This window comes from Labrenzia sp. ATLA3 (assembly GCF_057180185.1).
Genome location: NZ_JBXUKV010000005.1, coordinates 133530 through 153029 on the forward strand (window position 1 = coordinate 133530; position 19500 = coordinate 153029).

A 19500-nucleotide genomic window follows, 5' to 3' on the forward strand; every position below is an offset into this window, starting at 1 on the left:
AGGCAAAGCCGCTTCGTTGTCGGCTATTGCCTCCCGGCTAAAGGTGAGCTCCAGGACAGAACACTCATCTGATGTGTGTTCCGTCTTTCGGTCACATCAACGACTGGGATGCTTCCCTGACATTCTGCGTGGCGACATCGATTTGGGCCGTTGCCGAGGAAATCGACTGCATGCTGGCGGTGATGTGCTCAACGCCTTGCGCCGCAGATTGCATGTTGGCGGAAATGTCGTTGGTAACGGCGGTCTGTTCTTCGACGGACGAGGCGATACTGGCGGCGATGTCCCCGATGTTCGTAATCACCGCCATGATGGCTTCGATTGCGGTGACCGCATGTCCTGTCGTGTCTTGCATTGCACTGATTTGACTGGAAATTTCTTCGGTCGCGCTACTGGTTTGCGAGGCCAGACTCTTGACCTCGGAGGCGACCACGGCAAATCCCTTGCCTGCCTCTCCGGCACGCGCGGCTTCAATCGTCGCGTTCAGGGCCAGAAGATTGGTTTGGCTGGCAATGCCATCAATCAATTCGATGACAGAACCGATCGTCTTGGCATTCTCGGAAAGCCCGGACATGATCTCGCCGGAACGTTGTGCCTCATTGGAGGCATCCTTGGACACATCCAGGGCGGTCTGCACCTGTCGGCTGATTTCCTGAATAGACGCGACCAGTTCCTCGGCGGCTGCTGCCACGGTTTGCACACTGGAGGAAGTCTCTTCCGACGCCGATGCCGAACTCGTAGCCTGATCTTTCGCACTTGAAATCGCCTCTGCGATCTCCGAAAGGTCCTTGTCGATTTGTTCCTGCAGGACAAGTCGGCGCTGCCGCTCCATTACCTGTTCGGTTATGTCGAAGGCAAATTTGACAACTTTGTAAGGGTTTCCCGCAGGATCGAAAAGGGGATTGTAAGTTGCCTGAATCCACACCTCCTTGCCGCCCTTGCCGATGCGCTTGAACTCATTGGACTGGAATTTTCCCGCCTTGAGCTCATCCCAGAAGCGGCGGTAGTCTTCGGACTCACGCTCCTTTGGGTCCACGAAAAGGCTGTGGTGTTGGCCTCGAATTTCATCGAGTGAGTACTCGAAAGCACTCAGGAAATTCTCGTTTGCATCGAGAACCGTGCCTTTCATGTCGAATTCGATTACGGCCTGAGACCGACTGATAGCGAACAGCTTTTCCTTGAATTCCAGGTTCTGAAGCCGTTCTTCGGCGTTGGCCCATTCAACGACGGTGCCAATTCGCTTCTTGCCCTGCCAGACGTGGCTCGCAATGAGATCAAAGAACGTATCACCGATCTTGATGGTCGCCCGATGCGTATTGGTGAGGCTGTCGAGCAGATTTCTCTGGTGTGCAGGGTTCTGGTGGAAGATGTCGATCGACTTGCCGAGAAGTTGATTCGCCCGAAAGTCAGGGAATTTCGTTCGAATTTCTTCTTCTGCTTCCTGCAACAGTTCCTGCACAGCCGAGTTCATGTAAGTGATGTTGTAATCGCCATCGGCGATCATGACATTAGCGGTCAACTTTTCCACGGCAGCGGCAACAAGTGCGCTTTGCGCTTTTCCAAACATTCCCACGCTCCATAAACACGGTTCTGGTATTTATTTCTGGCAGAAATGTATTAACAGACTAACCATACGTAAATTTCCATAAATCGATTGTTTAAGTGCACGTTGTCTCTGTGTTGTTCGGTGAGTATTGTGGGATTTGACAAGGATATATTTGCAATCAGCGGATAATAATACTACTATTGGTTGTGAGAATGTTTTGCCTGATTGGGATTTTCATTCTGTGCAATGTTATGCGGCACACTTTGAAGTTGCACATACCCGCCACAGCCATGCTGGCACATAGCGAAGAGGATGGTATTTGCAAATGTCAGGATCGTGCAGATCTACAGCGCCAGCTTGAGTTTGCCACCCCTCACCGAACGCGAGCAGCAAGACATCATGCGCCGGTTTTCTGCTCGTTCAGTGCGCGTCAACACCACGTCGCGATGATCGATCTCTCCTTCGAGCACCTCGACCTCGCAACTGCCACAGAGGCCTTCCCGACAATCGCAGGAAATGTCGATACCTGAAGCAAGAAGCGCGTCGAGCAGCGTCACATTGGCGGCGACTTCAACAGTCAGGCCGGAGTCTTTCAAGTCGACCTGAAAGGCGTGTTCCTTCGATGGATCGAGAGTGGTCTCCTGCGCTGAGAAATGTTCGAAGTGCAATGTGCCATCGGAAAGTCCGGCAGTGAGATCTTCCAGTTCGGTGATCATTCGTTCCGGCCCGCAGGCATAGATCTGTCCGCCTTCAGGCAAGCGGGCGACGATGTCTGCCAAATTGGCGCGCGGGCTTTCGTCTCTGGCATGTACTGAAAGCCGCTCGGCGTGGTCGGCTTGCAGCCGGTCCAGAAAAGCCATGCTGCGGCGTGATCGCCCGCAATAGTGGATGGCATAATCTCGTCCCAAGTTCTTCAGACGGTCTGCCATCGCGAGGATAGGGGTAATGCCGATCCCTCCGGCTATGAGGATGTATGAGGGTGCATGCTCATCGAGCCGGAAGAGGTTGCTGGGGCCGCGAAGGCGGAGTTCCACCCCCTCTGCGGCGACTTCGTGGAGGCGGCGGGACCCGCCACGTCCTTCCTTTTCCAGGAGCACGGCGATGTCGTAGGCCCCGGCATCGGCTCTGCCGCACAGCGAATATTTGCGATCAAAGCCGTCCAGGCACAGTTCGATATGGGCTCCGGCGCTCCAGCGCGGCAAAGGCCGTCCTTTGGCGTCCTCAATCGTCAGACCCAGGATACCGTCAGCTTCCCGGCGGACAGTCTTGATGCGGATTTTGCGGGCAATGTCGCGGCGTGCCGGCGCTCCGACTGCGAAGTGGTGATTGCCTTGGGCAATCGAAGGGTTTGCCCTCTCGGGGTTCCTTGCCGGATCCCATTCGACCCAGACATGATCGGGACCTCTGAAAGAGGTGTTGGACAGATAAGTAAACTGCTGTTCAGCCAGCTGAAGATGAGGCAGCCGGCGGGTGATCTCTTCAAGAAAGATCCGCATTTCCATGCGGGCGATATTCTTGCCCATACACTGATGGCTGCCATAACCGAAGGTCAGATGATCGACGGCATTGTCGCGGTAGATATCAAACTGGTCGGCATCTTCGAAGTGCTGTTCATCCTGATTGCCGGACGCTTGAACGATGAGCAGCTTTGCGCCTTCAGGTATTTCGACGCCGCCGATGCTGGTCGCCGCCGTTGCCTGCCGCCGCCAGGCAACGATGGAGCCGGAATAGCGCAGGCATTCTTCCACTGCGTTCGGGATCAGGCTCGGATCCTCACAGATATCCAGCCAGGCCTGCCTGTTGCTGAGCAATGTCTTGAACATGCCGGCCGAGGCAAGTGACGTCGTTTCGTGGGCGGCGACGATGATCGCCATCATCATCGAATGCACGTAGCTGTCCGGCACGACATCAGGCATTTCCGCGTTCTTGCGGATCGTTTCATGCATCCAGCCGGTTCCTTCCGGCTCTCTGCGCATCTTTTCGATGATCTTGCCGGCATAGTTCCAGAACTGGCCAACGTCATGCGCGATGGCAACCTGCTGTTCGTCGGTGGGCTTGCCCCAGGTATTGACCGAGTGGGCGACAGAAAAGTTTTTCAGAACGGCAATGTCGTCTTCCGGCACGCCGAGAAAATGCAGGGCGACATTCAGCGGAACTTCGTAGAGCATGGCGTCGACCAGATCGACCCGGCCGCTGTCGATGAAGGCATCGATCTTTTCGCGGGTCAGCCGGCGCACCATATCCTGCCTGGCTTCCAGATTGTCCGGCAGGAAATGATCCATCAGGGCGCGTCGCCGTTCCATGTGAACAGGCTCGTCCTCGTTCACCATGGTCCGGTTCATGGCGTAGCCGTAGCCCTTGAGAACCTCCATGGCCTCCGGTGTCGCCGGCGTGATTTTTTCCAGAGCGTTTCGGGGCGAAAAAAGAATATTGTCGCGGAAGACAGCCTTGATGTCGTCGTAGCGGCTAACCACCCAATACCCGAGTTTGGGGCTGAAGAAGACGGGCAGTTGATCGCGTGACCAGCGCAAGGCCTCTGCCGGGTCTGCCTGATAGGGACCGGCGAAGGCATCGAAGTCTGCTGCCATCTTCGAAAACGGGCACTGGGCTTCAGCCACCGCCGGAGTGCGCCCTTCGCCTCCTGAAGACTTTCCGCCTGTTGGCACGTCTGCGGGGTTCGCAGTGCGTTCCATTTTTTCCTCCCAGAAAAATTTCAGACAGCACACACCGGAAGTTACGGTGATTGCGCTCCCGTTGCCAGCGCCCATACCTGAGGTTTGCCGGCTGCTGTCACTAAGTATCCGGCTTTACATCTGGTTTGGCAGCAGGAGCACAAGCCCCGGCAGTGTCAGCAAGATGATCAGCCGAAGAATGTCGACCATCCAGAACGGCGTGACACCCTTGAAGATGGTAGCTGTCGGCACATCGCCGACCACAGCCCGCAACACGAAGACGTTGAGGCCGACCGGAGGTGTGATCAGGCTGATTTCCGTCACCACGACGACGATAATGCCGAACCATACCGGATCATAACCGAGCCCGGTCACAACCGGAAAGAAGATGGGCACGGTCAACAGCAGCATCGACAGGCTTTCGAAGACACAGCCGAGCGCAATATAGATCAGCAGGATCAGGCCCATGACCATCCATGGCGGCAGATTGTAGGCGGTCACCAGATTGCTGAGCGCGGTCGGCAGGCCTGCGATGTTGACGAAGTTTGAAAAGATCCAGGCACCAATCAGCACGGCAAACAGGCTGGCTGCGGTCATGGCCGTTTCGCGCAGGGCTTCCAGGGTATCGGCGAGGGACAGGCGTCTGCGGGCAAGGGCAATCAGAAAAGCCCCCATTGCGCCCATGCCGGCAGCTTCCGTCGGTGAGAAGGTCAGGTTGATCGGGGGCACGTCGAAGACCCCGTAAAGCCCGCCAATCACCAGAAAGAACAGCAACAGAACGGCCCAGACTTCCTTCAAGGCGGACAGTCTGCCACTCAGGTTCACCCGTTCGCCCGCCGGTCCGGCTTTCGGATCGCGCCAGACTGTGAACTGAACCGCGACGAGGTAAAGAATGACCCCCAGGAGACCGGGAAGGATGCCGGCGACAAAAAGCTTGCCGATAGAGGTTTCGGTCAGGAGACCGTAAATGACCAGGATCACCGACGGCGGGATCAGGATGCCGAGCGTACCACCCGCAGCAATCGAGGCTGTCGACAATTTGTCGGCGTAGCCGAACCGGCGCATTTCCGGCATGGCCACTTTCGACATGGTGGCGGCAGTTGCAAGTGACGATCCGGAGATGGCGGCAAAGCCGCCGCAGGCAACGATGGTTGCCATGGCCAGTCCACCGCGGAAATGACCGAGAAACGCATTGGACGCGGCATAGAGCTCGCGGCTGATCCCGGCCTTGTTGACGAGCAGGCCCATGAGAATGAACAGCGGCACGACCGATAGGCCATAGTCCTGGCTTGTGTCGATGATCAGGCGGGCCGTCATGGAAATCGAGGCACGGTAGCCCATTTCGATCGTGAAGCCGACCATGCCCACAAAGCCCATGGCAAAGGCGATGGGAACGCGCAGCAGCACAAGTGCCAGAACTGCCGCGAATCCGAGAAGTCCTTCAAGCATGCTGGGGGCTCATCAATTTCGGTGCGAAAATATGGCCGAGCCCGCGGACAATGAGGACTGCGGCGGTAATTGCCGTAACGACGGCAATGAACCATCCGACATAGTGCAAGGGCAGGCGCAGGTATTCCATGACGTCGCCGTAAGACCGGCTCCGTTCGGCGAGATCAAACACGCGCATGGCCGGCAGGATCAGTATCAGGCCGCAAAAGAGATCCGTGAAGGCGTTGCGCCAGCGGGTCAGTCGGGCCCGCTTGAACATGCCGTCTGTCAGGTCGACGCAGATGTGGCCCTCCTTGGCGGAGACGACCGGCAGGACGGAGAAAACCATGATTGCCATGAGCAGGCGCGTCATGTCGGCGGCAACTTCAATCGGAGCGTTGAATACCGACCGGAGAACCACGTCGCAAAATGTCATGACCATGAGGACGAACAATGCAAACGAGGCTAGAAGCGCCGGCAGACTGGCCGCAAACTTGAGAAGACGGGGCACGTCCTGATCCTTAAGCTACGGGCGGTCCGGACAAACCGGACCGCCCGGTCTCGTTAGTTTCCGGCCATTTCCTTCTTGACCATCTCATAGGCGGCTTTCGCATCCACCCCGGCTTCCTCAAGTTCTGCCAGAACCTTGTCCGTGACTTCCTTGCTGATTTCCTTGAACTTGGCGATGTCATCGTCGCTCGCGGGCGTTATTTTCGTGCCTTCTGCGTTCTTGGTCGCTTCATAGGCAATCTTGTCGGACTCGTCCCAGGATGCACCTGCCATCCGGCTGGCGGGCTCCCCAAAGACTTGCTCGTCCAGGGCCTTCTGGACATCTTCCGGCAGGCTATCGAATTTTTCCTGGCTCATGATCACAGCAAAAGAGCCGCGGTAGAGACCGCCCGGCATGTCATAAAGATACTTGGCCACTTCGTTCAGCTTGAAGCCAACACGCTCGCCGACGTTCATCGCCACAGCGTCGGCCGCACCGGATTCTAGTGTTTCATAAACCTTGGGAGCCGGAACGTTGATGCCTATCAGACCCAGTGCCGATCCAACGTCACCAGCAACACCGCCGCCGATGCGCGTTTTGAGGCCGTTCATGTCGGCAAGACTGGAAACTTCCTTGCTGGAATGGATCTGACCGGGGCCATGGGTGTTGAGCGAAATGACCTTGACGCCGCGATGCTCGTTCAGGTCGGCGAGGTATTTTTCATAAACGCGCCAATAGGCGACGGATGCAGCTTCCGCGTTGCCTTCATAACCCGGCAGTTCGATCAGCTTCGTCCCGACGAAACGGCCCGGTTGATACCCGTGGAAAATGATAGCCATGTCTGCGGCCCCATCAAGAACCAGGTCCATCTGGGCCGGGGGCGGTGCGAGCCCGAAGACAAGCTCGCCTGTGACTTCTCCGCCGGTGGCTTCTTCCATCATCGTGATGAGATTGGCAAAAATGCCGGTATTCACGCTATGGGTTGGCGGCAGCCAGCTTGAAATCTTGAGAACGGTTTCTGCCGAAAGCGCCGAAACGCTGAGGCTCAGTGAAACTGCGGCAGCGCCAACAATCCTGAAAAGCGACTTCATCTTCCTCTCCCTTGAACGATGCGTCTATCTGGCTGGGCACCTCCGCATGCCGAGACCGTTATGAATACTTTCATTGATGAGCCTGCCTTGTCAATAAATATGAAACTGCATGTATTTTTTGCAATTACTCAGAGAATGTATTGAGGTGTCACAATCAGCCTTTCGACTGGTCTGGTCACGGTGAGATGACAGTATTTGAAGAAATTTCAATGATATAGAGACTGTTGATGTGACGGAAAGAGTCTCGAGCAAGCCCGGAGACACCGGTCGTGCGAATGACGCTCGTGTTGAAGCGTGTCTGCAATATGTGCAAAATCAAATAAATTATTTTCAGCTTCCGTAGAGAGGCAGACTGTTCAAAGGCAGGGAGACGCGCATCTTGGACGTACCATTCAAAACCACCCGAATGCTCAACTTCGGAGATTGCGATATCTCCGGAACAGCCTATTTTCCCTCATACCTGAACATTCTCAACGGTGTGAACGAGGAATTCTGGCTGAAACTTGGCTATCCCTGGCACAAGATCATCTGGGAGGAACGCTGGGGAACGCCGACCGTTCATCTGTCCAGCGACTTCTCAAGCCCTTCTTTCTTCGGGGAAGAGCTGGAATTCGAGGTAACCGTACAGCGGGTCGGCCGGTCGTCGGTCACCATGCATCATGAAATCAGCTGCAAGGGCGAAAAGCGCTGGTCGAGCACCCAGGTGTTGGCGGCCAGCAATCTCGACGAACATTGCTCCATTCCCTGGCCGGAAGATGTCAAGGCGGCCCTGCTGGCCTGTATGCCGCAGGAACAAAAAGACAGCTGAACGTCAGGCGGTTCAGATCGTCAGGGTTCCGACGCTCGCACCGCCGCAGACGTATAACGTCTGTCCGGTCACGAAGCTGTTTTCCGGATCGCAGAAAAACAGGAACGCATTGGTCACGTCCCGGACGTTGCCGATGCGCCCGACCGGAATGCGTTTGGCAAGGGCTTCCTGTTGCGGGCTGTCCTTTTCGACGATGCCCCAGAAATTGTCTGTCAGGATCGGCCCGGGGGCGACCACATTGACTGTGATGCCGTGAGGGGCAAGCTCCAGGGCCCAGGTCCGGGCCATGCCGATCATGCCGGCCTTGCTGGCGCTGTAGGCCGTGCGGGTCGGTGCGCCGAGCGCCGCCCGGGAGGCATTGAACATGACACGTCCGAACTGGCGCGCCTTCATGTTCGGCAGGGCCGCCTGCAGAAGCGTCAAGGCCGATCCCAGGTGCAACTGCGCAAGTCCGGTGATGTCCTCGGGCTTGGCGTCCTCGACAAGGTTGGGCCAGATGAGCCCGGCATTGTGGATCAGGTGGGTGACATCGAACTCCGCCGCAATGGTGCGGGCAGCGGTCGCAACGGCTTCCGCATCAAGCAGATCGGCTTCCACCGAATGCAGGTTCGGGTGAGACTTTTCCGGGGCGGATCTTGCAACGGACACGACCTTGTAGCCCTGACCGAGAAGCCGTTCGGCCAGGTCAGCACCAATCCCCTTGTTGCCACCGGTAACGACTGCCGTAAATTCACTCATTCCGCCACCATCGCCAGAACCCGAAGCGGGCTGCCGGTTCCATTCTTGATTTTGAGGGGGGCTGCGATCAGCACGGCGCCGGTCGCCGGCAGTTGATCCAGATTGGCCAGACATTGCAGCCCGTATTTTCCTGCGCCATGGAGAAAGTAGTGGGCAGGATAGGGCGGCACATAATGTGCGCCCTGGCCTGCGTCCGTTCCGACCGTCTCTGTGCCGAAGCCGCGGATGTTCCGTTCCTCGATCAGGAAGCGGATGGCCTCCGGCGTCGGTCCGGGCGAATGCGGCCCGTCCGTACGCATGTTCAGATACTCGGCGCCGCTGCGTTTGGACCAGTCGGTGCGCATCAGCACCCAGGCATCTGCCGGAATACGGCCATGATCGCTTTCCCAGCCGGCGAGGATCTCGGGCGTCAGTTCGAAATCGTCGTTCTCTGCCGCCCCTTTGGAGCAATCGATCACCACAACAGGCCCGACAAAAGCCTCTGCCGGTATCTCGTCAACCGAGCCGTTCGGCACGTCCTTGCCGGAAATCCAGTGCGAGGGCGCATCAAAATGGGTGCCGGTGTGCTCGCTCATGGAAATGTTGTGCCATTTCCATGCCGGACCGCGGTGATCGTAGGCGCTGACTTCCTCCATCCGGAAACGTGCGCACTGACCGAATTCGGGCGGCAGAACGATCACCGGAAAATCCGGGTCGAGCGTGTGGGTCAGGTCGACAATTCTGACAGCTCCGGAAGCAAGGCCGGAAACAAGCATGTTCAGAGTGCTCATGCGCCTTCTCCCCCTTGCGTGAGTTCGCGTTCCAGAACCTTCGGGTCCCGTCGCCAGCGTTCGCGGATCTCCATGGCAACGTCGCCGCACCACACATCTTCAAGGCCCTGCTGCAGCCCTTTGACGACTGCCTTTGCCAACGCCTTTGACGTGACCTTGGGCGGCGGCACCGGCTGGGTCCAGTCGTCGTCATCCGGCCCGGTGAAGACGGTCATCACACGCAGCCCCGATGACCGGAATTCACCGCGCAGAGACTGACACAGCGAATAGGCTGCCGCGTTGGAGGCGGAAAAACAGCCGAAGTCCGGGGCGTTGGAGAGCGCGAAGACGGAAAGAACATTCACCCAGGCCACCGCCGAATTGACGCCATCGTTGGTGTGGGCGCACATGCCGGGCCCAAAGGCCTGGGCAAGGCGCATCAGGCCGAGATAGTTGGTCTCCATTTCTTCGCGCGCGAAGGTGGTATCCCCGCGCGCCAGAACGCCGCCCGGCCGGACGAAGCGGGCGTTGTTGACCAGAATATCCGTCTTGCCGCCGATTTCCCCGGCCAGCCGCTGCACCGATGCGGTGTCCGTTACATCAAGTGGCAGCACGCTGACACCATCGAGCCCGGAAAGCAGATCGCGGTTGGCGTGCGGGCGCCAGCTTTCCGCTTCGCCAACAAAGACGGTTGAGGCGCCCGCTTCCAGCAGCGAGGTCACCAGTGCTGGTGTGTTCGGGTTTCGCAGGTCCGTGATCAGGATGCGCCTGTGCTTTGGATCGGCCGAAAGGGCACGCATTTGCGGATCGTCTTCCATATTGCTTGTCCTGTTCGTGGGCACTGCCAGCAAGACGCCCTGGCCGGATGCGTCGAGACGATTGAGAAGGGTTACCGCCTCACCGCGTGCGCAGTCGCCATGCACATGGCACAGGACCACGGGGCCGGCCTCCAGTTTCACAGAGCCCATGCGCCAGGGTGTTCGTTCCCGGAAATAAAGATTGATCGATGTGCGGATGCGGGTCTCCGCCAACAGCGTGCCCGCCGGTGAGATGTTCTGCCATTCCAGTCCGGTTGACAGACAGTGGCCGCAAACGTCCCGGGGGGGATATTGCACCGTGCCACAGTCTTCGCAGACCTGCAGTGCGAAGCGGCCCTCCGCCGCTGCTGCCGTCAGTCCGAGGGCCGCACGGGAGCGGGCTTCCGGTGGGCGCAGGGGAGACTGCGTGCGCTTTTGCGGGTCTTTCTTGAGGGGAGGAGAAAGCGGTGTGCTCATGCCGTGCTCCCTGCCTTCAGGATAGCCGCGCTCGTACAGACGCCGCGGTCGTAATTGATCATGCCGAAGCCGGACACCATCGCGGTCGTGGCCTCTGCTACCTGCGTGCCTCCGGCAGAGCCCAGAACCTGGCGAAGCGCTTCTACAAGGCCGATGAAACCGCCCGCAGCGCCAGCCTGGCCTGCCGATAGTTGGCCACCAGACGTGTTGTGCGGAAAATCTCCAGAAATCGTCAGGTCGCGGCTTCGGACGAAATCGGGGCCGCCGCCCTTTTCGCAGAACCCGAGATCCTCGATCTGCATCATCGAGATGACGGGATAATCATCATAGGTCTGCAAGAGATCGATGTCGTCCGGCGTACAGTCCGCCATGGCATAAAGTTCTTCCACGTCGAGCGTCCAGCCACCGCGCAGTTGCACGGGATCTTCTGCATGGGCGTTGTGGCGCTCGATCGTGCCGCCGATCACGGCATAGGGCAGGTCCCGACGCTCTGCTTCCTCAACGGACATGACAAGAAAACACTCGGACCCGGCACAGGGCATGACACAGTCAAACAGAGCGATCGGGTCTGCAATCGGGCGGGCGCGAAGATATTGTTCGAGCGTCAGCGGTGTTTTCATTACCGCGTTCGGATTGCGCAGGGCATTGGCGCGCTGCGCCACGCAGATCCTGCCGAAATCCTCTCGTGTAGCGCCATATTCGTGCATGTATCTGTCTGTCAGAAGCGCGAAATTGGCATTAGGGCCGCCAAAACCGTAGGGGTAGGAGGCGTCCTGGGCGAAGCGGGAAAAGCTCGACAGCAGATTTCTGAAGCTGTCGATATGGTTGGTGTCGCCGGCAACGCAGGCGACAATATCGGCATCGCCGGCCTGGACCGCACGTGCGGCCCGGCGCAGGGCGATAACACCACTGGCGCCGCCCATCGGAATATTGTCCAGCCATCTGGGACACAGGCCAAGATGCTGCGTCAGCCCGACGGCCGTATCCGGAAACAGGGTGAAACTGGCAACCGAAAACCCGTCGACATCTGCCGGTCGCAAGCCTGCGGCCTGAAGGGACCCACGCAACGCGCCTGCAATCCACCAATGGGCTGTCTCGATGGAGTAACGCTGATAGGGCACTGAAACCGGTGCAGTGACCGCGACACCCTCATAGCTCTGTCGTTTTCCCATCAACTGGCCTGCCGTTTCTTCATGTGACCGGTGAAGACTGTATCGGGATGGTCCAGAAGCTGCAGGGCCAAATCCTTCAAGGCAGCTCGCTGGATCTTCTGTGTCGGCGTCAACGGCAGCTTGTCGACAAAGGCGATGTAGCCCGGAGCCTTGTAATAGGCCATCTGCTCCAGACACCAGCGTGTGATTGCCGCGGCCTTTTCGGGGCTAGGGGTCTTCACCTTCAGGCAGGCAAAAACCTCGTCGCCGCGCACAGGGTCAGGGACGGGTGCAATGCCGGCGGCCTCAATGTCAGGATGACGCATCAGGATCGACTCCACCTCCACAGCAGCAATGTTCTCGCCCGACCGCCGGATGACGTTTTTCTTGCGGTCGACAAAAAACAGGTTGCCGTCAGTTCCCCGGCGCACAATGTCGCCGGTGTGGAACCAGCCATCTTTCCAGGCTTCTTCCGTTGCGGCCTCGTCCTTGTAGTATTCTGAAAAGAAGCCGTAGCGCGGATCCGGCCCCGCGTGGCGCACCAGCAATTCACCTTGAACTGCCTCCTCGCCATTCTCATCGACAATCCGGCAGTCCACGCCCTTGCTCGGCTTGCCGATGCTCGCCTGGGCCACCAGACGGTCTTCTCCCGAGGCTGCGATGACAGCACCGGCACCGGTCTCGGTCATCGCCCAGGCTTCCACCAGCGGAAAGCCGAAACGGTCCTCAAAAGCGATCTGCAGCTTCGGGTCCACACCTGCGCCAAACCCGAAGCGGACTTCATGCGCGCGATCCGAAGGAGAGGGATCAAAGCCCATCAGCATGGAGGGCATCACACCCAGATAATGCAGACAGGTTGCCCGAGACGCGGCGACATCCTGCCACCACGTGCGTGGGTGAAAACGATCCAGCACGGTGAGGCAGCCACCGACCGTCACCATTGCCATGAACGAGTAGGCCATGGCGTTCATATGAAAGACGGGCAGGGGCGTGATCATGCGCTCGCCCTCTTCCGTCAGCGTCGCCAATCCGCCCACACCGGCATACCAGCGCCCGGCGAGCAGGAAATAGGTATTGGGCAGCACGCAGCCCTTCGGTTTGCCAGTGGTGCCCGAGGTATAGAGGATAGCCGCCTCGCGGGCCTCTCCTTGCAGCAGCCGGGCAGTTACAGCCTCGTCCCGTGGCCGGGGGATCGGCTCTCCGGGAGCGATCACAGCCGCGTCGATGCCGGCAGCGGCGACAGCTCTCTCAAGCTCCGTCTTGCGGTCGGCAATCGAAACGAGCAGCGCCGGTTCGGAATGACCGATGAGATATTCCAGCTCCGCGGCTCGCAAGTCAGGATTGACCGGCACCACGGACCCGCCAATCCGGTTCACCGCAAGCCAGTGAAGGAAGAACGTGGGCCGGTTCTCCAGAAGCTGGGCCACGCGCATGCCGGCGCCATAGCCTGCCTCCATCAGGTCCTGTGCGAGCGCGTCGACCGTCTGCAAGGCCGCCCCATAGGTCAGGTCCCCGGCTGGTATGCCGTAGATATCCGCAGTCTTGGGCAGAACCTTCAGAAACGGCCGGTCCGGAAATTTCTCAGCCGCGGCAGCGAAGGCGGCATAGACTGTATCTGGCGGTGTCGCGGTCATGGCAGCAACTGAATATTGCCGAAGGCGGCGTCGCAGTTGAGGATGTCGACCCGCTTGTTGGCGATCCTGATCGCGCCGTCGACCACCTTCAGTTCGTGCGTAGCCGTCAGCGCCAGCAGAAACTGCTCGTCGAGGCGTGTTTCGACGTAATGCATGGATGTGTTGGTGACGATCCGGTCTCCATCCATCTCATCGATGAACGGCCGCTGGATGACATGGTGGCAACGGCTCTTGGGCTTCTGGCTGAAGGTTCTGGCCCCGTTCAGTCGTTCCACCCGCAAACGCAACATGAACATGTCCTCATAGAGCAGCGACGTCACGAGATGCGGATCGGTCTGCTTGTAGTCGAGTGGCATCCAGTAATGCCCGTCCTCCAGCCAAAGCGACAGCCATTCGCTGAAGCGTCCCTCGTCCAGCATCCTTGCTTCGTCGTAGATGAAGTCGATGACCTCTTCCCTGGAAATTGCCATCACGCCTTCTCCATCGTAGCTGTCATGAATTTCACCCAGGCATCGAACTGGTTGCGCATCTGCCGTTCCGTTGTGCCGTTTTCCACGGCCTCCTCGGTGAAGTCTTCGTCTCCGGTTTTCAGGCGTTGAATGTTCACCCATTCCATGCCGTTGGACATGAGGCCTTCCTGGGCGCGCTCGTACATTTCCAGATCGTCGTGCCCGACCATCGACGTCGGTGCATTGATCATCCGGTTGTACATGGCGGTGCGTGCCAGCAGTTCATCCGGTGCCCCGACGAGCCGGTAGATGTAACTTTCAACCAGCGTCTTGTCCGGCCCCAGCGGAATGAAGTTCCGCAACTGCTGGATCGGACCCTTGATCATGATGTTCGGGAAATAGACCGTGTTGTGCCGGTTCTCGTCGAGAATTTCCTTGGCGCGGTCCTTGCCATGGGTCGCGCTCAGGGCCTCGAAATAGCCCGGTATCGCGGAATAGTCGGAGTGGATCGAGTGATGCACGCCCGTATGTCCGTGGCCGTTCGGCCAGGTGCGGATGCCCATGTTCTCGAAGAACTCGTAAGGCGACATGAAGGGCGCAATGATTTCCATCGCGGGTGGGCGTGGCTCCGGGTTGCCCATCTCCTTCCAGATGTTCACCGCGGTTCCGGCGGAACTTTCATGGGCAACCATCGGGTGGCAGGTGTCCGTCTGGTTTTCAACCAGCATCTTCCAATTGCACTTGTGCATGTAGCGCAGCGGCGGCCCGGCGATTTCCAGCCGCCCTTCGGGGGACCGGTCGACCATGTTGTCGATGGAGCTGATGCTGTCGCCGAAATAGTCTTCAAAACCGATGCCTTCGGCAGCCAGCCGGGCAAAGACAAAACCGCGATAGTTCCGGACCGCACCGACCGGTGTCATGCCCTTGGCATTCTCGGTCTCTTCGAAACCGGTATTCTCATAGCCCTTCTTCAGGGGGATCGCGAGCAGACAGCCATTCGTCTTGAACGACCAGGCATGGTAGGGGCAACGGAAGAACTTGCCGGTGTTGCCTTCCCGGTCGATGGCGATTTTGGTGCCCTTGTGCGGGCAGCGATTGTAAAGAACGTAGATCTCATCATCCGAGTGACGCACCTGAATGACCGGCTGATCGCCAATCTGCGTGGTGAAATAGTCGCCCTTCTTCGGGGTCTGGCTTTCGTGGCCGACAAACACCCAGGTGTTTGCGAACAGGTGCTGCATTTCCAGTTTGTAGATTTCCGGGCACGTATAGACGTCCCGGTGGACTTGCGGCCCCGTAAACAGAGCGGCGATCTGGCTGGCCGTTCGCATGCTGGCTCCTCCCTGGAATGCGAAACCCTAAAGATCGAGGACAAGCCGCGCGCATTTCGCGCGGCTGACACAAATCTGCATAACCTTTCCGGATGCCTTTTCTGCATCCGACAGTACAACGTCACGGTGATCGGGCGTTCCGCTGATCACATCCGCCTGGCAGATGCCGCAGTCGCCGCGTTGACAGTCGTACATCACGTCGACACCGGCAGCTTCCAGAGCCTCGATGATGGTCTGGTCCGAAGCAACCGTCACCACCTGACCCGTGCTGTGAATTTCCACTTCGAATGGCGCGTCACCGGTTTGCGCCTGCGGTGCACTGAAGAGCTCAACATGAATGGCGTCTTCCTGCAGCCCCGCATCGGTTGCTGCAGCGCGTGCGGCGTCGATCATTCCCTTGGGGCCGCAGACGTAAAGATGCGTTCCGGAGGGCTGGGCTTTCATCAAGGCCGTCAGGTCGAGCGGATCGGTGTCGTCAAAATAGAAATGAGTGCTATCGCCAAAGGCAGCCTTGAGCTTGCCGGCAAACCCCATTCTGGATGCCGTCCGGGCCGAATAATGCAATTCGAAGGAACGATCTTTCAACTTCAACCGCGTCGCCATCGATATTAGCGGCGTGATGCCGATGCCGCCTGCCAGAAGCAGGACGTGAGCCGCGTCTTCAACAAGCGGAAAGTCGTTGTTAGGTTCGCTGACGGAGATCGATTGACCAGCGTTCAAGGCATGCATGGCCTTGGAGCCGCCCTGGCCATCCTCTTCCCGCTGCACAGCCACGGTATAGAGCTCATCAGCCTCTGGCCAGTCGATGAGGGAGTAGTCGCGCTCCCCCAGGGGGCCGAGGTCAAATGTAATATGAGCGCCGGGTTCATAGGCAGGCAATGGCGTGCCTGCCTCCGCGCGGAACCTGAAAACACGAATCTGATCGGTTTCCGGTTCTATGCTTTCAAGAACAAGATCCACCTTAAATGCCTCCTCCTTTAAAAAATATGAAATTTCATATATAATGAGTCAAGACTCTTTTTTTCTTGATTGGTCCGCGATAAAGGACGCTTTCAAAAGAGTGCATTGATGGAGGAAGGGTTTTGACCCAGACGCCGGGAAAATTCGTTTCTTCTTACCTGCTGTACCTTCTGGCGGCGTCGAGTGAAGCGGCCAGCCACCAGTTTCATGCGCGTGTCCGGGAATTGGGCCTGCGAGTGCCGGAATGGCGCGTCCTGGCCTGTCTTTACGATCAGGACGGACTGATGATCACGCAGCTGGCGCGATATTCTCTGATGGAACAATCCAGAATGACACGCATTGTCGACCAGATGGAAAAGCGCGGTCTGGTCGTTCGCAAAAGCGACGAAGGTGATGGCCGCCGTGTCCGCGTCCATCTGACGGAGGTTGGGCAGAAATTGAGCTCAGACGTGGTCGAAGAGGCAAGGGAACACGAAAGAACCCTGCTGTCGGCCCTCCAGGAGGTCGATGCGGAACGCATCAAGCCGTCTCTGGAAAGGCTTCTGGACTCTCTCAACAGCTGGAACAGTGCCAAGCAATAGGGGCCGGACAGAGGTCTTCCGGCCCCCTGGGCCGATACTCCGTCTGCCCATACCCCGCGTGCCGGGTTACCTATTCTTCGGAAGGCGGCTCTTTTTTCGTGGCCAGAATTTCGCGCTTGCCGACGTGGTTGGGCGCCCCCACAAGGCCATCGTTTTCCATTTTCTCGACCAGGGTAGCGGCGCGGTTATAACCAATGCCGAGACGACGCTGGATGTAGGAGGTCGAACAGCGCTTGTCGCGCAGAACGATTTTCACCGCCTTTTCATAGAGATCGTCCCCGTCTTCGGAAGCGATTGCGCCTTTGTCGAAGACGGCTTCGTCTTCTTCCGGCTCCTCCTCCTCTTCCGCGGTCACGGTTTCGAGATAGGCGGGCCGGCCCTGGCTCTTCAGATGGGCGACAACCTGTTCGACTTCTTCATCCGAAACGAAAGCACCGTGGACACGGTTGATGCGTCCGCCGCCTGACATGTGAAGCATATCGCCCATGCCGAGCAGCTGCTCTGCACCTTGCTCGCCCAGGATCGTGCGGCTGTCGATCTTCGAGGTAACCTGGAAGGAAATCCGGGTCGGGAAGTTTGCCTTGATCGTGCCGGTGATAACGTCCACCGACGGGCGCTGCGTTGCCATGATGAGATGGATGCCAGCAGCGCGGGCCATCTGCGCCAGTCGCTGGATCGCGCCTTCAATTTCCTTGCCGGCGACCATCATCAGGTCGGCCATCTCGTCAACGATGATGACGATATAGGGCATCGGAGCGAGGTCCATTTCCTGCTGCTCGTAGAGCGGCTCACCCGTATCCCGGTCAAATCCGGTTTGCACGGTCACGACAACCGGTTCGCCCTTCTGACTTGCAGCCGCAGCCCGCTGGTTGAAGCCGTTGATGTTGCGCACACCAAGGCGCGCCATCTTGCGATAACGGTCTTCCATTTCACGGACGGCCCATTTGAGCGCTGTCACGGCTTTTTTCGGATCGGTAACGACCGGTGTCAGAAGGTGCGGAATGTCATCGTAGATTGAGAGTTCCAGCATCTTCGGATCAACCATGATCAGGCGGCACTCTTCCGGCTTCAACCGATAGAGCAGCGACAGGATCATGGTGTTGATCGCAACCGATTTGCCCGAGCCGGTCGTTCCGGCGACCAGCAGATGCGGCATCTTCGCCAAATCGGCGACAACGGGCTCTCCGCCGATTGTCTTGCCGAGGCTCAGCGCGAGCTTGCAATTGGTGGCACGGAAACTGTTCGAGTCGATCAGTTCACGGAAATAGACGGTTTCACGCTCCGTGTTCGGCAGTTCTATCCCGATGACATTGCGGCCGGGCACGACCGCAACGCGCGCCGAAATGGCTGACATGGAGCGCGCAATGTCATCCGCCAGATTGACGATGCGCGATGACTTGATGCCCGGAGCCGGTTCGAACTCATAAAGGGTAACGACAGGGCCGGGCCGAACGTGAATGATCTCGCCGCGCACCTTGAAGTCTTCCAGAACGCTTTCCAGAAGCCCTGCGTTTCGTTCCAGTTGCTCCTGCGTCATCTGGAAGCCGGGGCCATCCTGAGGAACTTGCAGAAGATCGCCCGACGGAAACTCGTAGCTGCCGAACAGCGACTGCTGACCCGTTCTTGCGCCAATGGGCGGAAGGGCCTGTGTGCTGGAGGACAAGGGACGGGATGCAGGGGTTGGCATTGAAACCTGCACCTTCGCCGCAACATGTTCACGCTGGTTGCCATCGGCGCCAGAAGGAGCTTCCGTCCTTTGGCTACCGCGTTGCACCGCCTGTCTTGAAGGCGCGGGCGCAATCTGTTTGGCAGAGGAAGGCTCGGATTCAGCCGGTGCGGACCCGTTGCATTCAACGACTCGGTACAGCGATACGATTCCTTCCGCTGGCCGTGCACTTTGTCCGGCAACTGGAACTTCTTCGTAAACCGTCCGGACTTGCCGGGCTGGCCGCACCGGTTCCGGAGCTTTCTGAACGGGTGCCACGGTGCTCGCCTGCGGGGCGAGGGCATCGTCAGACATGAACTCAAAGAAGGCGTGATCGGACAGGAACCCAAGGTGTGTCGCAGAGGACCCCGTATCGTTTGCGACGGCTTGCACATCCACCGGTCTACCATCGGCGGTGGGGCCGCGCATATGCGTGACCGGTAGCGATGGAGCGACGGCAGGGACGGGTGTTGCTGCGGTCAGGGGGGGCTGGTCAATGGGGTCTGCCTCGACCGGCAAAACCGTTTCAGGAAGCGTGTCTTCGCTAACGTTTTCCGCTGGAACAGACCGCTGTTTCGAGCCACGGTCCGGCGTCCGGGTGAAGCGGACGTTGGGCGCGAGATAGAAGTAACTCTGACAGGATTCGTCTGAAGGGGAATTCACCGTCCGGCTTCCATCTGCTGTTGTGTGTTGTGGGGTGGCTTCAATGCGCGGCACCTGGTGCGTCTCGGAGGTCCGCTCACCGTCTGTGGTGCCGGTTTGCGCGAGCACACTTCCGCCATGAGCTTCCCGATTGGTTTCATCGGCAGGAGCTGACTGGCCGGCATCGTTCGAATTCGAAATTGAGAAATTCTTCCGGGAAATACGCATGGACAAAGAAGACTAGTGTTTCGGGT

General features: G+C 58.5%; 16 protein-coding genes. 2 read left to right on the top strand and 14 right to left on the bottom strand.

Going from position 1 to position 19500, the window contains the following annotated elements; all coding sequences use genetic code 11:
• Positions 1-91: 91 nt before the first annotated feature.
• The 5 genes from AC2A6O_RS14865 to AC2A6O_RS14885 form a co-directional block, all read right to left on the bottom strand.
• Complete coding sequence (locus AC2A6O_RS14865) at positions 92-1564, bottom strand: methyl-accepting chemotaxis protein (RefSeq protein ID WP_498928179.1); 1473 nt, start codon at positions 1562-1564, stop codon at positions 92-94.
• 323 nt (positions 1565-1887) lie between these two features.
• The gene (locus tag AC2A6O_RS14870) at positions 1888-4236 is read right to left on the bottom strand and encodes a cytochrome P450/oxidoreductase (RefSeq protein WP_498928181.1); all 2349 of its coding nucleotides are present in this window, start codon (positions 4234-4236) and stop codon (positions 1888-1890) included.
• A 114-nt stretch (positions 4237-4350) separates the two neighbouring features.
• Positions 4351-5664 (bottom strand): TRAP transporter large permease, encoded by a 1314-nt coding sequence (locus tag AC2A6O_RS14875; RefSeq protein WP_498928183.1) that lies wholly within the window; start codon positions 5662-5664, stop codon positions 4351-4353.
• Positions 5657-6085, bottom strand: a complete 429-nt coding sequence (locus tag AC2A6O_RS14880) for a TRAP transporter small permease (RefSeq protein ID WP_498928185.1) — start codon at positions 6083-6085, stop codon at positions 5657-5659. Before AC2A6O_RS14880 ends, AC2A6O_RS14875 begins: the two co-directional genes overlap by 8 nt.
• Before the next feature lie 122 nt (positions 6086-6207).
• The gene (locus AC2A6O_RS14885) at positions 6208-7224 is read right to left on the bottom strand and encodes a TRAP transporter substrate-binding protein (RefSeq protein WP_498928186.1); all 1017 of its coding nucleotides are present in this window, start codon (positions 7222-7224) and stop codon (positions 6208-6210) included.
• 379 nt (positions 7225-7603) lie between these two features.
• Here AC2A6O_RS14885 and AC2A6O_RS14890 point away from each other — a divergent pair, with 379 nt between their 5' ends.
• On the top strand, positions 7604-8032 hold the full coding sequence (locus AC2A6O_RS14890; protein WP_353619191.1) for an acyl-CoA thioesterase: 429 nt from the start codon (positions 7604-7606) through the stop codon (positions 8030-8032).
• Positions 8033-8044: 12 nt separating this feature from the next.
• Here the strand turns inward: AC2A6O_RS14890 and AC2A6O_RS14895 are convergent, their stop codons facing one another.
• The 8 genes from AC2A6O_RS14895 to AC2A6O_RS14930 are packed head-to-tail and all read right to left on the bottom strand — an operon-like array spanning position 8045 to position 16318.
• Positions 8045-8770, bottom strand: coding sequence for an SDR family NAD(P)-dependent oxidoreductase (locus AC2A6O_RS14895; RefSeq protein WP_498928189.1), 726 nt, complete (start codon positions 8768-8770; stop codon positions 8045-8047).
• Positions 8767-9540, bottom strand: coding sequence for a cyclase family protein (locus AC2A6O_RS14900; protein WP_498928191.1), 774 nt, complete (start codon positions 9538-9540; stop codon positions 8767-8769). The genes AC2A6O_RS14895 and AC2A6O_RS14900 overlap by 4 nt, the downstream gene beginning before the upstream one ends.
• Positions 9537-10793 carry an SDR family NAD(P)-dependent oxidoreductase gene (locus AC2A6O_RS14905; protein ID WP_498928193.1) on the bottom strand — a complete coding sequence of 419 codons (1257 nt, stop codon included), beginning with the start codon at positions 10791-10793 and terminating at the stop codon, positions 9537-9539. The genes AC2A6O_RS14900 and AC2A6O_RS14905 overlap by 4 nt, the downstream gene beginning before the upstream one ends.
• Positions 10790-11965, bottom strand: a complete 1176-nt coding sequence (locus AC2A6O_RS14910) for a thiolase family protein (protein ID WP_498928195.1) — start codon at positions 11963-11965, stop codon at positions 10790-10792. The genes AC2A6O_RS14905 and AC2A6O_RS14910 overlap by 4 nt, the downstream gene beginning before the upstream one ends.
• Positions 11965-13578, bottom strand: coding sequence for an AMP-binding protein (locus AC2A6O_RS14915; RefSeq protein ID WP_498928197.1), 1614 nt, complete (start codon positions 13576-13578; stop codon positions 11965-11967). Before AC2A6O_RS14915 ends, AC2A6O_RS14910 begins: the two co-directional genes overlap by 1 nt.
• Positions 13575-14048: an aromatic-ring-hydroxylating dioxygenase subunit beta gene (locus AC2A6O_RS14920; RefSeq protein WP_498928199.1), complete on the bottom strand. Its 474-nt coding sequence runs from the start codon at positions 14046-14048 to the stop codon at positions 13575-13577. Before AC2A6O_RS14920 ends, AC2A6O_RS14915 begins: the two co-directional genes overlap by 4 nt.
• Positions 14048-15358, bottom strand: coding sequence for an aromatic ring-hydroxylating dioxygenase subunit alpha (locus AC2A6O_RS14925; protein ID WP_148583945.1), 1311 nt, complete (start codon positions 15356-15358; stop codon positions 14048-14050). Before AC2A6O_RS14925 ends, AC2A6O_RS14920 begins: the two co-directional genes overlap by 1 nt.
• A 27-nt stretch (positions 15359-15385) precedes the next feature.
• Complete coding sequence (locus AC2A6O_RS14930) at positions 15386-16318, bottom strand: PDR/VanB family oxidoreductase (protein WP_498928201.1); 933 nt, start codon at positions 16316-16318, stop codon at positions 15386-15388.
• A 122-nt stretch (positions 16319-16440) separates the two neighbouring features.
• Here AC2A6O_RS14930 and AC2A6O_RS14935 point away from each other — a divergent pair, with 122 nt between their 5' ends.
• On the top strand, positions 16441-16899 hold the full coding sequence (locus AC2A6O_RS14935; protein ID WP_498928203.1) for a MarR family winged helix-turn-helix transcriptional regulator: 459 nt from the start codon (positions 16441-16443) through the stop codon (positions 16897-16899).
• A gap of 70 nt (positions 16900-16969) precedes the next feature.
• On the opposite strand, the gene AC2A6O_RS14940 is transcribed toward AC2A6O_RS14935, so the two are convergent.
• Entirely contained in the window at positions 16970-19033 is a 2064-nt protein-coding gene (locus tag AC2A6O_RS14940; protein WP_498928729.1) for a DNA translocase FtsK, read from the bottom strand.
• Between the last annotated feature and the right edge of the window lie 467 nt (positions 19034-19500).

What these genes read in the sequence shown, in the direction of transcription:
- AC2A6O_RS14865 (WP_498928179.1), bottom strand. Translation starts at nt 1,564, where the DNA reads ATGTTTGGAAAAGCGCAAAGCGCACTTGTTGCCGCTGCCGTGGAAAAG.
- AC2A6O_RS14870 (WP_498928181.1), bottom strand. Translation starts at nt 4,236, where the DNA reads ATGGAACGCACTGCGAACCCCGCAGACGTGCCAACAGGCGGAAAGTCT.
- AC2A6O_RS14875 (WP_498928183.1), bottom strand. Translation starts at nt 5,664, where the DNA reads ATGCTTGAAGGACTTCTCGGATTCGCGGCAGTTCTGGCACTTGTGCTG.
- AC2A6O_RS14880 (WP_498928185.1), bottom strand. Translation starts at nt 6,085, where the DNA reads ATGGTCATGACATTTTGCGACGTGGTTCTCCGGTCGGTATTCAACGCT.
- AC2A6O_RS14885 (WP_498928186.1), bottom strand. Translation starts at nt 7,224, where the DNA reads ATGAAGTCGCTTTTCAGGATTGTTGGCGCTGCCGCAGTTTCACTGAGC.
- AC2A6O_RS14895 (WP_498928189.1), bottom strand. Translation starts at nt 8,770, where the DNA reads ATGAGTGAATTTACGGCAGTCGTTACCGGTGGCAACAAGGGGATTGGT.
- AC2A6O_RS14900 (WP_498928191.1), bottom strand. Translation starts at nt 9,540, where the DNA reads ATGAGCACTCTGAACATGCTTGTTTCCGGCCTTGCTTCCGGAGCTGTC.
- AC2A6O_RS14905 (WP_498928193.1), bottom strand. Translation starts at nt 10,793, where the DNA reads ATGAGCACACCGCTTTCTCCTCCCCTCAAGAAAGACCCGCAAAAGCGC.
- AC2A6O_RS14910 (WP_498928195.1), bottom strand. Translation starts at nt 11,965, where the DNA reads ATGGGAAAACGACAGAGCTATGAGGGTGTCGCGGTCACTGCACCGGTT.
- AC2A6O_RS14915 (WP_498928197.1), bottom strand. Translation starts at nt 13,578, where the DNA reads ATGACCGCGACACCGCCAGATACAGTCTATGCCGCCTTCGCTGCCGCG.
- AC2A6O_RS14920 (WP_498928199.1), bottom strand. Translation starts at nt 14,048, where the DNA reads ATGGCAATTTCCAGGGAAGAGGTCATCGACTTCATCTACGACGAAGCA.
- AC2A6O_RS14925 (WP_148583945.1), bottom strand. Translation starts at nt 15,358, where the DNA reads ATGCGAACGGCCAGCCAGATCGCCGCTCTGTTTACGGGGCCGCAAGTC.
- AC2A6O_RS14940 (WP_498928729.1), bottom strand. Translation starts at nt 19,033, where the DNA reads ATGCGCGGCCCCACCGCCGATGGTAGACCGGTGGATGTGCAAGCCGTC.